Source organism: Sulfitobacter sp. W074, assembly GCF_025142275.1.
Lineage (GTDB): Bacteria > Pseudomonadota > Alphaproteobacteria > Rhodobacterales > Rhodobacteraceae > Sulfitobacter > Sulfitobacter profundi.
Map to the genome: position 1 here is coordinate 1 of NZ_CP081132.1, position 14,401 is coordinate 14,401.

Sequence of the window (14,401 nt, forward strand, 5' to 3'; positions counted from 1 at the left end):
CGGATCGGAAACCCAAGAGCCGTCGAGAGGCGCCAAACGGGCACCGCAGGGATCTCACACAGGGTGTAACGCCCCGCTGTAACGGACCAACTCATTGTAAATAAATGATTTATTCAGGCCGGAAACGCCAAAATGGTCGTTTTACACCCCCTGTTACAAAAATATTGAATAATTTCAACACCTTAGGCTTTGTAACGCATTACGCCCACATATGTCTTAATATTGGCGCACAATGATCAATAGACCTGTCTGTCTCGCATATACACTTTTTCTATATTTCTGTTACAGATAGATAAATATATATAAATGAGATAGATTTCAGACACTTGCAGGTGTTACTTAAAGTGTTACGGGCCGTAACAGCGTTACAGCGTTGTTTTTAAAGGGGATTTTTTCAGATGACCCCCTTCAGAAGCCAGATCTGCCCCTCCGCCGGTCGCAAATGGGCTTTTTGCTCCCAAGCCCCCCACCCTCGGCGACACGACCTACAGACAGCCTCCAGCACATCTCAAGGCGCCCTCACACAAAAACCTTCCCAGCAAAAAGGTGCCCCAGCCCCGGCAAGCCCAGCCTGTGCATGCCCTGCTTCAGACCCTACCCTTTGGGGCGCCTCTCACGCAGCGCCAGCAAACCGGCGATCAAAATCAAAATTGGTCCCGCCATCTCCAAAAGCCAATTGAGACGGACCGCCTCGACCTCAATTGCAATCAGTCGATCCATATGGTGGAAGCCTGCAGCACGGATAACCACGAAGCCCAATACGATCACACCACCGGTGAGGGCAATGCCGGTGCGGCGCAAGGTTCCGCGCAAAGCAACACAGACAACAGCAGCTGCGGTCAGCATCAAGAGAAGAACCCCGATGATAAACCCTATCTGCACAGGTCTGCGCGCTTCATACCATCCTTGCATCTGAGACAGACAGCGCGCGGCATCGGTCAATAATGTTTGCAAGTCCAACTGCTTGTTGATCCCCAAAAGCAGCAGGCCGCCTCCCAACACGCCCCAAAACACCCGTTCACGCTGGCACGATGTTTTGGGAAAGGGCGCGACACTTGCCACCCGGAGAGCCAACAAACCCGTCACCGCGTAGAGCGCTACGATCAACCACCCGCCCCAGCCCGGATCTCCAATACCAATCTCCCAACTGTCTAAAGCGCACGACAAGATCGATTGCACAGGCCCTTCCTTTCTTCACACCGAGTTTGTCCACCGGTGAGGCACGCCGGTGGGCAAGCCCCTCCACGCGGCAACTTGACCGTCAGGATCTGAAGCCATCCTTATTTGAAGCGCGCCCATCAGGCACCGCAGCTATCGCAACCTAAAGGACAGGCGTGCTTCCTCCAAAATATCCTTAATTGGCCTGCCCCCAAAAACGCGGTTAAAGCCCCTCACATCGGGTCCGAGACTTAAGCCCCCGCAAAGCGGCCGACGAGCCGGATAGATCAAAGCGCGACATCACTTTTCCCCCCAGCAGGACATCTACACGAGACCCGCTGCGCAGGGCAGATGTAATTGCCTGCATCTGACTGACGGGCCAGGGTTCACCCCCCAGCATAAAATCCTGGGTGCACCCCTGTGCGCCGCAGGTGGCCGGCATCTGCAGACCGGGGCCCCCGTCCACCTGAAAATAGAGGACGGCCCCCTCCCCCACGAACTTGAGATCTGCAGGACGGGTATCGGGTGTGAGTGAAATATCTATGAACCCGCCATTGCCACAGCCGATATCCAGTCGATGACCTTGCGCGTTTACAGCGAAAGCACTGCCGTGATCATCACCCGCGCTTGGGCGCCGAAGCATCCATTCCGCGCGCGCGCCTGTCGCCAGAAGAGCAGAAACCAGAACCAATCCTAAAATTTTGATCATACTATCCTCCCAATCAGCTTGTCCCTTCGGGCACATCGTTCAGTCGGTTTGCACCTGTTCCGCTGCGACCTCCGCCTGACGATCGGCTGACAAAGAGGACATCATGCGTTGGTAAAGCGCCGTTCCCCGAGGCATGTCATCCCCGCGGTAACCCAGCATATCTGGCGATCCGCCGATGAGTTCGCCGCCCAGCGAGAACACCCCATGAATGCCCACGAGTTTATCAGCAGGTTCGAGAGGCGCATCAGAACCATCAAACATCAAACGCCGGGGCATCGCGCCCATAGAAGACAGAAGGAGCACCGCATCACCGGATGGAGCAACAAGTCCCGCAGATTGGCCGAGGATCGACGCCGGCAACCTGGCCAATTCGGCGCCCGTCTCGCGCTCGAAGACAATCAGGTCAAAATTGCCGTTGGGCATCGCAAATACATGATCCCCATCATCCGTCGCGAGCCGGCCCCAATGCACGCCAAGCCCCGAAGGCTCATCTGGAAAGCGGTGTACCAACTTGGCACCTTCGCGTGCGATGCTCCACAGCGCCACCGGGGGCGGGGTGCCCTGCGCAACATCGGCGGAGACAAAATGCATAACGCCGTCTCGGCCGCCATCAATGGGACTGAGAAGCGTGAACTCTCCAAATTCCATGCTGGCGACGCGTTGCCAGTCGGCCGTGTCCCACAGATGAGCAACGGTCGGCGATGCGGCGAGTGTCAAAAGCAATGATCCATCACGTGAAAAAGCGGCGCCACCCGAGTTTGGGAGTGTGCCCGGCGCATGGCCCGGCAAGCGCGCGATCTCCTCCCCCTTTGAGGCATCAAAAACCACAGCCACACCCGCCACCGGGGCCATCTGGACAAGAAAGCGGCCGTCAGGAGAAAAGGCAGGGGCCTGTACTCCCCAGGCACCGCTGGTCAGAGCCTCGATCGGTAGGAGTTCGGCCAGCTTCTTTGCGCTTCGCGGATCCCAAAGCGTCAGCCCGCTTTGAGACTGGTCGCCGTCCGGCGAGGGGAACAGCCCGACACTTGCAAGGCGCGTCCCCGTCCCGTCAAACTCGAACACAGACAGGACGGGCAAATCAAGACGAACAGAACGAGATACCGCCGCACGTAAAAGAGCATCATAGGCCTCATCGAACCGCGCAAGCGCATCTTCCCCCGGCTCTGCTGGCAATCCCTTTAACGCCGCAACAATGGCTTTAACACGGTCCCCCGCGCCGAGCGCTTTATGCGAAGCGGCGGCAAAATCTCGTGATTGATAGTCGGCCAAATCTTCCGCCAAAAGGGACGTCCCGGCAAGGAAGGCAAGGGCTGCAAAAAGAAGACGCATCGGATCTCTCCTCGTCCTGTGCACAATCAGGCGGGAAACTTTTGTTTCTGTCAACCTTGGCGATTGGATGGAGGGCGCATGCCAGGACCTATGCCCACGCCTGCTTGGCCTCCAGCCCGGATATGCTTTCGGCGTCTCGGTGACGGCATGAAGATACCTTTGGTCTCGCACCGCGCCCCATTTGTCTAAGCATCCTCTCGGCGGCTCCCCCATAATTCGACAGGCTGGTCCTGCGCCTCCCCCGCGGCTCAAATCCGACATTTCTTTACTAAAAAATAACCCAGCCGTGGCCCGCGCGTTTGCGGGCACATTCAACCCTGCAAAAAATACTCATTTATAAACATACACTTAGATGAGCGCCGCCAAGGTTATCCACATCAATTCGAGCCCCAAAATTTGCGCCATGCAGATCCGGCGCGCATCTTCTTCACACCAAGGGCGCCCTACAGCGCTTTCACTGCAAACGCCAAATCGGCGAAACAAAAAAGAAGAACGACAATGAAGAAACTCAATATGCTCGCCACCGGCGAAAACCTCTCTGATATCAAAGCCGCAGCAAAAAAGCTGGCCGCCCAGGGCGTCACAACCAAGGCCGCCGCGCTTGCCGAAGCGGCTGCCAAACACGGCGCTGCCACTTGGGCCGAGCTCAAATCCCGCGGCTGGTCGCTCGACGAGGACGGCGATATCAGCGCGGCGGCGGCCTGCGAGATGCCGGAGAGCAACGTCAAAATCCAGGTCTACTCTCCTCTCATTGAACTCGACGAATATATTGATCTCGATGAAACCTGGAGCGTGAACGTGAGTCTTTCGACGCGCTACACCCCATATCTCTACGTGAGCTTCGTCTCCGCTGATGAAGGCTCCAACTTCGATCTGAGCGCGGACCAGAAAGAGGCCTTCGAAAAAGCCATTGAGACCGGGTCAAAGGCCGATGCCATCGTGGCCCAGGCCGCCCTGATCGAAGATGTGATGGGGTGGTTTGACAAAGATTGGGTCGAGATGACCACCGCAGATATCTGCAATCTGCAGCGCCTCGAGATGGGCATCAAAGATGAAGACCTCTTTTGGCGCCGCCCTGATATTGGCGGCTATGGCAACGGTGAGCAGTGTCTCAAGGTCTATGACGCCGGTGACGGCACAATGTTGGTGTGCATCGAAGATTCCAATCTTTTTGAAGAGGAAGAGGACCCTTACGGCTGCATCACCTACAAACAGTACGATGACGTTGAGCACACGCCGGACAATTATGCGCGGATGGAAAAGGCCTTTCTGATCGCGGCGGACATCCAGGTCCCCTTTGCGGGCAGCCGCTCCCATATGGATCAGCCCTGGTAAACAGGGGCTTTCCACGTTCCTGCAGCGCCCTCTGCCCCCGCTCTTGCTTTTTTAGGCAGAGCGGGGTTTGCCCCAGCCCCCTTGCCCCGATGCATCAGCACTGCGCGCACAGACCGTGACGTTATCCACATAAGACGCCCCCTCCGAACCTATCCCTCTCAAAACCAGCGCGTAGCTCCCCCTTAGACACCCCATTAAGGAGCCGGCGCAAAATGTCGAACATGCCCATGCCAGATCAGATCAAACACAAGCGCCGCCGTACAAAGGCCGAACGCCAGGAGAGCGCCGCAACCTCCCGCAGCCATGATGCGAACAAACGCGCACAGGGCTTGGTGCGCACCAGTCACTGGGTGGCCAAAGACGACCTTGCTGCCGTCAAATCCTTCATTGCCACCCGCGCGCAGCTGCGGCGCGACCGCCTGGCGCAGACACAGGTTTTTGCGCAGCTTGAAGCCTTGAAGCCCTTCAAAAAGCCCACGCGCGGCTCAAAACACGACCCCCGCCAGGCACGTTTCGACTTCGGCTAACAAAGCCCGGTACTTCCCCAAAGAGAAGACATGCTGATCGCACCCATGCCATAATTTGCCCGCATTCCCGCAATAAGGGAACTGCATGAGCCAGACCGAAGCGAACAACAGCAGCAACGTGAACCAGCGCACCCGTCGTGGTCGCAGGCTGCGCATCGCTCTCTCAGGGGGGCTATTGGCGCTTACAATCTTTCTCGCCGGAAATCACTTGGCCGCTTTAGACAAAGCCTCTCACATGAGGTCTTCCCGCGCTCACACTGCAACGCCTATCGCAGACACCGATATAAGCCGCACGGCCCAACTGGCCAACCTACCTTGCACAGACAAGGGCGTGTCTAATCAACACGCGCCCTAACCGACCTTACCTGCATGCGGGCCCTGCCCCGCCTATGGCCAATCCCAGAAAGGGGCAGAGGCAGCCAGCTCAGCGCTGACATCACCCCTCAGATCAACCCTGACATCAGCGCCATCGCCAAGCTCGGTGAGCTCAGGTCAGTTGAGGCGTAAGTCGACAGCAACCCGCCCTAATTGCCGGGGTTGGCGTAGACTTAGGACAACTTAATGGTTCAGACGGCGGCTCCCCGCGTCAAAGACTATGGCAGGTGGACACAGTCATGATGTACAGCACCACCAGTTTACAGGCAGGTCTAGAGACGATCACGAACTGGTCCATCAGAAAGGACGACTCTGTCCATCGGAATATCCCACGGCATGGGGAAAATTGTCGGAATGAGACAATTGGAAAATCCGACGCCGATAACCTTTGGCAAAGGATCGAACTGCGCCAAGGTCCGGTCGTAATATCCACCGCCATTGCCGAGCCGAAAACAGGCGTCGTCTACACCCAATAAGGGCGAGATCACGATGTCCGGCACCGCTTCTGCGCCGCACGCAGGTACCGGAATATTCCAAACGCCGCGCGCCATCGCACAACCTGGCTGCCAAGCGCGAAAGCTCAATGGCGCGTTTTTTTCCGCGACAACCGGGAGCAAAATAGTTGCGCCCGCGGCATGCGTCTTGGCCATCCAGTCGCGCAGGTCCGGTTCGCCCCGAATGGGCCAATAGACAGCGATCCTCATCCCCTTCTGCGGAGCGACGAGGGTCTCGAGCTTTGCGGCCAAACTTCGGGTCTCCTCGCTACGCTGCTGAACAGATAAGTGCCGCCGTGCCTCCAGCAGACGGGCACGCTCCACCGCCCGAAACCGGGCCACATCCCGCATCCTTATTGGATCGACAGGGGTCCCGTCGATCAGCAGATGCGCCATACACGGAGCCGATCCGCCTGCGTCGCCATCCTCCATGATCAGTCCTTCCCAGACCCGCCATCATCGATGTCTGATAGAAGATCGGGTTTTAAACGCTGCCGCGCAAGGGCGTCGGTCAAGTCGGTTCGCGCGACAATACCAACGACACGGCCCGGGGGACAAAACCGGCACGGCATCAAAGACCTCACCCGCGCCACCGCGCGCAATAACCCCCGGCAATCAATATTTCCCCAATGTCACGTCCGTCGGGTAACCGGCAAACTCCGACTTCGCGATCATAGCTACGCCGTCCTTCCAAGCTGCATCGAAGCTGAACGCCTTTAACGATCCTGGTGATTTGCTGCGTTGCGCGAGCGCCAGATGCACTGCCGCGTTCAGCACAGTCGAGATTGGCAATCCGGATCGGGATAAGACCAACAACAATGGTATCGCCGTCCCGAACGCGGGTCACGGAGTCAATAAGCTGTGTGCCAGGCGATGCAGCCGAAGTTTCTCGTGTTCCATGACGCCCCTTCCATGCATTACCGCCAGACCATGCACCTCCCCCTCTTAGTATGCGCGGTTTGCTGGCATCTTGCCGAACGGCGATTGGATGCTCAGGTCGCAGCGCGATCGCCGATAGCAAGACTGCGCAGCCAATCATCGGCAGAAAAAATGACCAACCGATTTTGCGGCGGCGGAACTTCGTGACCTTCAACATCCTGTCCAGTCTGCCGGGCAAATCGGGCAGGAATTTGGCCAAAGAGCCTCAGGGAAGTCCAGCTTGAAGGCGGTCGGCACCCCTGCGATGCAGCGGCCCTTCCAAAAGGCCCCCGCTTCCAGGTCATAGCGCTCCTGGGCTGCCCGTCAGTGGCGCAAGGCGCTGTGCGGTCATTCTGCGCAAGGCGCCGCTGGCGGCTGGGAACCTGGCAGGTTGTTTCATTGCCGTGCCAAACAGTCCAATGAACTGCCCCAAAACTTGACTGGTTTTGAATTTTACAGGACCCTTAAACTGTATCGCTCACTGGGAAGCCGCAATCCATCTAGGGGAGTTCTAACGTGAAAAGTCTCATTCTCGGCTGCATCGCCGTAATAGCGTTTACAAGTTCTGCTGCTGCACAGAATATCATGGCAATTTATGACGCCCGGCTTGATCCACATGACCTTGTCAACTCAAGCGGCCAGCCATTGGGCAGCGTGTGCGCTGCAGTTCAACAGGACCGGGCCAATTACCACAGGTTCAGAAAACGCGGGCAGGCCGACGACTCCGACCCGATCTTTGCTGACAAAACAATGCGGGCGCGGATCGCTGGGAACTGCGCCATCATGCCGGGACATGAACATCTGCGGAAAGCCGTCTTCAGCGGCATTGGATACGGTATTGTTGTGCGCGTACAGGTGCTCAACGATGCCGGGACGTTGAAAGTCCTTGTCAGTGAACGCGCCGGGTAGCTGTTCCAGTGCGAAAACTTTGGTGCATCGATTGGTTTGGAACCGGGCTGCAAACGCTAAATCTCATGGCTGTGACCGACACCAAGCCGCAGGGCCCAAGAACCGCCTGAGACCTTTAAGCGCTTGACTGTTCGACGCGCATTCGACACCTTCACTTTATGAGCGCGACAGGCCCCATCATTTTGAACTTCCGAATATCGAGCTGATTCAGCTCGTAACGTTCGGGAGTGGCATGGTGCGCAATGGGCCTTATACCCCCTTCAGATGCCAGATTAGCGTCAGCGCGGCGGTTCGAGTCCGCCCACTCCTACCATTCAATTTGGGTCAGGCAACGCATCCAATTCCTCTACAGTCTTAGTCTACGTCACCACTCGGGCGCAGCCGCGGTCGGGCGCTGCCAGTTGGCCTCCCCGCGAAGGTTGGTGGCACGCCTATTTGGGTGCCCCCGGAGAATGGCACGGGCTACTTACCGCCGGCATTGATTACATGATATCAAATAGTCCGGTTGATCCTTCCCAACGACATTACGAGCACGCACTGCGATGATCACAAAAAGCTCAGCCTCGCGAGCACACCTTTTGCTGCGCGCCCCGACCTGGCAAAATGGAGCCATCGCCCGGACACCTGTAAACTTCCAAACGGGTTTGCAAAGCACTCTTTGGCCATGAGCCCCTGACGCCCACTCCCCTACGTAAGTTTGGTTTCCCGCGAAAAACTTTTCCCCAAGAGCCGCGCTCTAATTGCCCTCGTGTCGTCTTGGCTCAGCAAAACCACTCCAAACATCGAACTTTCTTGGATTTACACGCGCCGTAGGCCTGTCACGCATCATTCATGTGGATAATCTATGGGCCAAGCATATCCTGGGACAGTTGCGGCGCCTAATTTTGTCATGACATTAGAAAAGGACTTCGTCATGACACCCAACAACTGCACTTCCGAACCGACAGTTAAGGCATATCTTTTCAAACTGGCCCATGAACTGGCCTATTCTGAGGCAGAGATCAGGGCCGGCCTTGAGTACGCGGACCGTGCCACCCGCCGTAGCCACCCTCTTGGGAAATGGGATAAGGCAGGCCGCTTCTATGCTCTGGAACGCACTCTCAGCGTTACCACCTGCCGCTCTCCCAGCCAGGCGTGGCCCTATTCTCAGATGGTGGCCGCACGGACCGCAGCTCATTGTGCCAAAGTCTATAAAGCCGACAACGCGACCCATGTCGGTCGCATCGGCCGCGCGTACAACAAACTTCTTGCAGGGGAAGATAAAGACGCCGTGCTCCGCCTTCTGAAAAAAGGCATCCGCAAGCGCGAAGCTGAACTGGCGCGCGCGCTGCGCAGGTAACGTACCCAGTGGCGCGGTCAAATCGGAGCTGCTTCAAGGTCTCTTTGCAAGCCAAGCGACAGCACCTTACGGTCCCGTCCCCGAGCGCGAGACCGTAGAGGGCCCTCGATACCCTCAGCACAGGTACTGCCCCGAGAAGACAGATCGCTTTACAAAAACCGGAAAGCTCCGCCAGGCACACCGCGCGGCAATCTGCATCGGGCAGCTGACTTACGTCTTGATTACATGATATCATATAAGTGGGAGGCGTCAGTTCTGCCTTCCCCCCCCCAACGCCGGCCACCCTGCCCTATCGGCCCAGGCGTCAAAAAATAGAAGCCCGAGGCCAATTATGGCGCTCCTAATAAATTACGCCAAATTATGGGCTTCCCAATAATTAAGGGCAATTGAGAGCGGAAGAGACCTCCGCCAGCTACGTACAGGCAAGAAAAAGCGCAGTTTGACCACCACCACCACGCTCCAGTGATTTTAGTCTCGGCCTATTTCATTCCAAAGCGGCCTCTTGAGGCCATGAGGCGCATTCTCACCTCTTTGTCGATGTAGCCGATTTCGTCCCGTCCGCCAAAGCGCTGCGACCGCCGCCCAAACGCCCCATCTCTCATCTGACGATGACAGATGCTCAAGTCCCACATCCCAGAACACCCACCACGTCCTGATGATGATCTCTTCACCATTCTCTATCACTCCATGCAGACTGCGAGACCAAATTCCGTATCGCCGAGACACTCTTTTGCCGGCCCCGCTCTGACGTCACCTCCCAGGTCAGTGCTGACATCAGCGCTCATGTCCGCACTGAGCGCGTAAAGCGGGGCGTTATTGGCCCCGCCTGCCCATAGCCCACTGCTCCACTATGCGCCGGATCAGCTCCGGCCGGCTCGGCAGGTCCTCCTCCGCCCGCCGCGCTTCATCGAGGGCCTCTATCAGCGCTGTTGGCATCCGAACCATGATCGGAGCGGTGTCCGTTTTGGGTCTTCCACGTGATTTCATAATATTACTTATTGACAGGTTGCTAAGTCGGTAATTTGGACATTTGCCGCAGCTGAGCTTCTAATTGCCGGCTATTACCGTGGCTGACGAGAGCCAGAGCATGGCTTTGCATTTTTATAAATATTCGCGCCCGCGTCACCAGATCTACCATCCCCGGGGGAAATCTGTTACCATCCATCCATGTTTACAGATGATGTACTTAGGGTGATTGAACCGCGGTTCGGGTCAGCCCAGCTGGCCTATGCATGGTATCAATCAGAGCCCTTACCAGGGCTAGGCGGCCGCACTGCGATGCAGCTTGTCCAAGAGGACAGGGCACGGGAGGTCTTAGAGTATCTCGATGCGGTTGATGCAGGTGTCTACGCGTGATGACTGCTCAAGCTCTGATCGCGATCTGTGGCATATTGGGTAGCATCGCCGCGCTCTATCTTGCTAAGAGGGCGCACGATCGCTCCTTTCGGCCGACCGAACCCGACGAGGAGCTGGTAAAACGCTTTGTCGAGAGCGCCCCTGTGTACCGGCTCAAAGACATCACGTCAGCAGAAAACTTTGAGGACATCGCAAAAAAGCAACAAACACTTGGGTCCCGCGACGCCCCAACAGTCTACGAGCGATTGCGGACGATGTATGTGTACCAAGCTCGACAAAAGGGGTGGTACCTGGGTGACGGCAGCGTGGATTACAGGATCGCCAAACGCATTTTGGAAGATGGATGGATCGAAGCTGATGTTGCCAGCGCGATACGCAAGCGCAGCCCGATTATCGAAGATCGATACCGCGATCTTGATGAGTACGCAGAGCGAACGGCCAATAACGCGCGGGGCGAACTTAAGCGCAAAGACGAAAACTTCCGAAGATGGCTAGGAGGCTGACGAGGCTATGGGAGAGGCCACTTTTGGCTGCAGAGCACGTCAGGTCAAACATATCAGCGTAGCCGAAATGCCAGGTGCCCCATGATCTAATGACCTAAATTGCCTGAATTTCTCAACATAGGACGTTGTCTGAACCTAGGCATGCAGGTTACGCAGGATGAGCAAGTTTGTAAGCGCGTCAACGATTTCGGACAAAATTTCGCTTTCACCTCACCCGGATTACCGCCCGTTTCCGGCTGGAATTCTGACAGCCTTGCCATCGTATGCTTGTCGATCCGGCACTCACGATCGGTAACCCATATCGGCAATTCCCTTCACTTTCTTCGTCTTAACATTTAAATTGAAAGGGAATTCACGAGGGAAAGATCGGCAAACATGTTGGAAACACCTGGCAGAATCGAACCGTGCTTCTTCGAGGAGTACATCCCCGCTGAGCTAGCTGACCTTTCAGTCGACCTCCAGAAAGAAGCTGCGCAACTGGGACAGGGGTTGCACCCGGATAGCGCGGAGGAACTTGCGGACCTCGTGCGCGTAATGAACTGCTACTACTCGAACTTGATCGAAGGTCACAACACACGCCCCCGAGACATTGAACGCGCGCTCGCCGGCGCCGAACTCGAGGAAGAGACCCGCCCGCTTGCCCTGGAAGGGCGCGCGCATGTCATTGTTCAGCGCGCAATCGACGAAATGCATCGCGCTGGCACCCTACCCCGGCCCACGTCCGTTGAATTCCTTGAATGGGTACACAGGGTTTTCTACGACGAAATGCCCGAGGAGTTTCGCGTGATTGAACATCCCGATGGAACACGCAAACCGATCATTCCCGGGCACATGCGCCAACAGGGCGACAAGGAGGTAGCCGTCGGGCGCCACATGCCCCCTTCCTCATCACGCGTCGCAGCCTTCATGGATCACTTCGATAAGCGTTTTCAGATCGCGGCACGGTCGTCGAGCGGTCGGATTATCGCGATCGCGTCGGCACATCACCGGTTGAATTATATCCATCCGTTCCCGGATGGAAACGGACGCGTCAGCCGCTTGATGTCGCATGCCATGGCTCTCACGGCCGGAATTGGAGGCCAAGGCCTGTGGTCGGCTTCCCGTGGGCTTGCGCGCGGACTGGCGGATCGCGGTGAATACAAGCGTATGATGGATCTCGCGGACAGCCCACGACGTGGAGACCGCGACGGGCGCGGCAACCTTTCCGAAGCCGCTTTGAAAACGTTCTGCGCGTGGTTCCTAAAGGTCTCTTTCGATCAAATCACGTTCTCCACAAAGCTGTTTGACCTCGCCGGGCTGGAAAAGCGCTACCGGCGTCTCGTGGAAGATACCATTGATGATAAGCGCGCACCTGATCTGATCGCGGCGGTGCTTCGACATGGGGCGCTTGAACGGGGCGACGCGCAGATTGCCCTCAAGACGTCTGAGCGCACCGCGCGGAACACTCTTAGCAAACTTACGGCTGCGGGATACCTCGCCTCCGCTTCTCCGAAGACCCCGGTGAGATTGGCGTTTCCATTGGACTATCGAGAACGGCTTTTCCCCAATCTGTTTGCCGACAGAGACCTGCAGACACCCCCTGTCTAATCGCAAGAGACGCGCGAGCCTCCGCGCGTCGGCCATATTAGCAAGCGCGTATTCACTCAGACTGACCTTTGGCTTTTTCGGCCGCCCGCAGTTCCCGCACCACCATTGGACATCCCGCCGCCATGAATTGGGCCGCCACCGGCAGACCCTCCCGGGTTGAAGTCAGCACCGACAGATCAGCAAGAGCAAACAGAGCTTCCGGGTCCGAACGGTGGCCGCAGAACACGACTTTATCCTGCAGACCCAGCCCCTCCACCGCCGCGCGAATGCGCGCTTCTTCCGGCCCTCGCAAGGAGCAGTTTCAGATCCGGCATCGTATCTGCCACCCGCGCGAAGCCGCGCAGGAACGGTACATGCCGTTTGCGCCGTTCAAAAGCCGCCATCATCAGTACCACGCGGGGCCGCGCATTGCCGCGCGCCACCCCCAAGAGGCTACGCCAATCGGCAGGCAACGCCGGGTTGCGGAAACGGGCGATGTCCATACCAGACCGCACGCAATGCACCCGCCCGCGCCGCGTGATCCCTGCGGTCACATAAGCCCGCCCCACTGTTTCGGACACCCCGATGAACACGTCTGTCTGCCGCGCCGCCAACCGTTCTGCCACGAGGTAGAGCGCACGTTTTGCAGGGGCAACGCCCTCGAAGGGAACGATGTGAGACCCATGGGCCACCACCGCATCCGGCACCGCCCGCGCGGCGAGGCGGCCAAGAATACCAGCCTTGCTTTGATGGGTATGGATCACGTCAGGGTTTAGCTGACGGTAGATTCGGCGCAGGCGTATCAGCGCGCGCATATCCTGCACCGGATGGATCGGATGCATCATTTCAAGCAGGAAAACCCGGGTCAGACCACGTGGCAGATGATCCTCCCAAAAGGGTTCTGGCGCGGCCCCATAGATGAGAGACACCCTGTGGCCTTGCGCAATCTGCCAGCGACGGGTCTCAAGCGTATTCTCCTCGGAACCGGCCCGAAGAAGCCGGGTAAGCAGGTGAAGATATGCATTGGCGTCCCTCGAAAATCGGCTCCCACCCTTCTCGATCACGGCCAATTTCGGGCTACAGGTCATACCAAAGGCTTAACAAGAAAGATTTTTTTAGAAACTGTCTTTAACCGGCGAGATGACATCGACGGTTGGGTAGTAGGTCCGATAACGCCCCAGATCGCGGGTGAGCAGAGGCCACCCCCGTACCGCGGCATGGGCCCCGATGAAGAAATCCGGCAAAACACTGCTGCGCGTACCGCCCGCTTTGCGGTACTTCCGAAAGACTTTCGCCGCGAGAAACAGCGCCGCATCGGGAATGGGATCGCGCTTTAACCTGATGCCGCTGACGAAAGCATCAAGCGCTTCCTTGCTGTCATAACGCACCGAAAGCTCGGCATAGATCACATCGTTAATCACTAACGGACCGGCAAGTGAGGCCGCTTCGAGCTGCGCAATCGACCAATCCGCGAACTGCGGATCATCTGTCACCAAATCCAGCAGCACATTGGTATCGATAAGGGTCAAGCATCAGGCTCCGCTGGCAAATCTCGGGTGAGCGCCATGATCGCGTCGGTGTCCATCCCCGTTCCCGCATGGCCGCGGTACTGGGCAAAACTGCTTTCGGCCCGCACCTCTCTCTGCGGGACAAGCTCCACCCGTCCGTCGCGCGTGCGGCGGAAACTCACTTTGCTCCCGGCATGGAGGCCCAATAGGTCACGCACGGCCTTGGGAATCGTCACTTGGCCCTTGGATGTCACGGTGGTCGGCATCGGAATCGCCCTTGGTAAGGAATGATAAGTCAAAGGTATTACCCCCCTGCCCGGTTTTCAAGATGCCGCAGCGCAGGGTGGCGCAAGCTTTCGTTAAGCGCGCGTTAAC

At 57.4% G+C, this 14,401-nt stretch carries 15 protein-coding genes and 1 pseudogene; 7 read left to right on the top strand and 9 right to left on the bottom strand.

The genetic code is table 11. The features are described from left to right. Positions 1 to 594 precede the first annotated feature (594 nt). The 3 genes from K3762_RS18205 to K3762_RS18215 form a co-directional block, all read right to left on the bottom strand. Positions 595 to 1,179, bottom strand: coding sequence for an isopropylmalate isomerase (locus K3762_RS18205; RefSeq protein WP_260013146.1), 585 nt, complete (start codon positions 1,177 to 1,179; stop codon positions 595 to 597). Between the two features lie 202 nt (positions 1,180 to 1,381). Beyond that, positions 1,382 to 1,867 carry a hypothetical protein gene (locus K3762_RS18210; RefSeq protein ID WP_260013149.1) on the bottom strand — a complete coding sequence of 162 codons (486 nt, stop codon included), beginning with the start codon at positions 1,865 to 1,867 and terminating at the stop codon, positions 1,382 to 1,384. A 39-nt stretch (positions 1,868 to 1,906) separates the two neighbouring features. Then, positions 1,907 to 3,196, bottom strand: coding sequence for a WD40 repeat domain-containing protein (locus K3762_RS18215; RefSeq protein WP_260013153.1), 1,290 nt, complete (start codon positions 3,194 to 3,196; stop codon positions 1,907 to 1,909). Positions 3,197 to 3,694: 498 nt separating this feature from the next. Between K3762_RS18215 and K3762_RS18220 the strand changes: the two genes are divergently transcribed. Continuing rightward, positions 3,695 to 4,531: a hypothetical protein gene (locus K3762_RS18220; RefSeq protein ID WP_260013156.1), complete on the top strand. Its 837-nt coding sequence runs from the start codon at positions 3,695 to 3,697 to the stop codon at positions 4,529 to 4,531. Between the two features lie 212 nt (positions 4,532 to 4,743). Next, positions 4,744 to 5,058 carry a hypothetical protein gene (locus K3762_RS18225; RefSeq protein WP_260013159.1) on the top strand — a complete coding sequence of 105 codons (315 nt, stop codon included), beginning with the start codon at positions 4,744 to 4,746 and terminating at the stop codon, positions 5,056 to 5,058. Between the two features lie 647 nt (positions 5,059 to 5,705). Here the strand turns inward: K3762_RS18225 and K3762_RS18230 are convergent. Continuing rightward, a complete protein-coding gene (locus K3762_RS18230) occupies positions 5,706 to 6,359 on the bottom strand; it encodes a 5-formyltetrahydrofolate cyclo-ligase (RefSeq protein ID WP_260013162.1) in 654 nt (217 codons plus the stop codon). Positions 6,360 to 7,361: 1,002 nt separating this feature from the next. Here K3762_RS18230 and K3762_RS18235 point away from each other — a divergent pair. After that, positions 7,362 to 7,754, top strand: coding sequence for a hypothetical protein (locus K3762_RS18235; RefSeq protein WP_260013165.1), 393 nt, complete (start codon positions 7,362 to 7,364; stop codon positions 7,752 to 7,754). A gap of 913 nt (positions 7,755 to 8,667) precedes the next feature. Then, entirely contained in the window at positions 8,668 to 9,093 is a 426-nt protein-coding gene (locus K3762_RS18240) for a hypothetical protein (RefSeq protein WP_260013167.1), read from the top strand. 813 nt (positions 9,094 to 9,906) lie between these two features. Here the strand turns inward: K3762_RS18240 and K3762_RS18245 are convergent. Continuing rightward, positions 9,907 to 10,080: a ribbon-helix-helix protein, CopG family gene (locus K3762_RS18245; protein ID WP_311198997.1), complete on the bottom strand. Its 174-nt coding sequence runs from the start codon at positions 10,078 to 10,080 to the stop codon at positions 9,907 to 9,909. A gap of 192 nt (positions 10,081 to 10,272) precedes the next feature. On the opposite strand from K3762_RS18245, the pseudogene K3762_RS18250 reads away from it, so the two are divergent. The 3 genes and pseudogenes from K3762_RS18250 to K3762_RS18260 form a co-directional block, all read left to right on the top strand. Then, a pseudogene (locus tag K3762_RS18250) lies at positions 10,273 to 10,449 on the top strand (MbcA/ParS/Xre antitoxin family protein); the annotation flags it as partial. Further along, positions 10,449 to 10,952: a hypothetical protein gene (locus K3762_RS18255; protein ID WP_260013352.1), complete on the top strand. Its 504-nt coding sequence runs from the start codon at positions 10,449 to 10,451 to the stop codon at positions 10,950 to 10,952. The pseudogene K3762_RS18250 and the gene K3762_RS18255, both read left to right, overlap by 1 nt. Before the next feature lie 375 nt (positions 10,953 to 11,327). Then, positions 11,328 to 12,539 carry a Fic family protein gene (locus K3762_RS18260; protein WP_260013170.1) on the top strand — a complete coding sequence of 404 codons (1,212 nt, stop codon included), beginning with the start codon at positions 11,328 to 11,330 and terminating at the stop codon, positions 12,537 to 12,539. A gap of 52 nt (positions 12,540 to 12,591) precedes the next feature. On the opposite strand, the gene K3762_RS19690 is transcribed toward K3762_RS18260, so the two are convergent. From K3762_RS19690 to K3762_RS18275, 4 genes are read right to left on the bottom strand one after another with little or no spacing between them, the layout of a single operon-like run. Further along, on the bottom strand, positions 12,592 to 12,795 hold the full coding sequence (locus tag K3762_RS19690) for a glycosyltransferase (protein ID WP_409202473.1): 204 nt from the start codon (positions 12,793 to 12,795) through the stop codon (positions 12,592 to 12,594). After that, positions 12,770 to 13,606, bottom strand: a complete 837-nt coding sequence (locus K3762_RS18265) for a glycosyltransferase (RefSeq protein WP_260013172.1) — start codon at positions 13,604 to 13,606, stop codon at positions 12,770 to 12,772. The genes K3762_RS19690 and K3762_RS18265 overlap by 26 nt, the downstream gene beginning before the upstream one ends. A gap of 27 nt (positions 13,607 to 13,633) precedes the next feature. Further along, positions 13,634 to 14,047: a type II toxin-antitoxin system VapC family toxin gene (locus K3762_RS18270; RefSeq protein WP_260013173.1), complete on the bottom strand. Its 414-nt coding sequence runs from the start codon at positions 14,045 to 14,047 to the stop codon at positions 13,634 to 13,636. Next, entirely contained in the window at positions 14,044 to 14,292 is a 249-nt protein-coding gene (locus K3762_RS18275) for an AbrB/MazE/SpoVT family DNA-binding domain-containing protein (protein WP_260013174.1), read from the bottom strand. The genes K3762_RS18270 and K3762_RS18275 overlap by 4 nt, the downstream gene beginning before the upstream one ends. Positions 14,293 to 14,401: the final 109 nt, after the last annotated feature.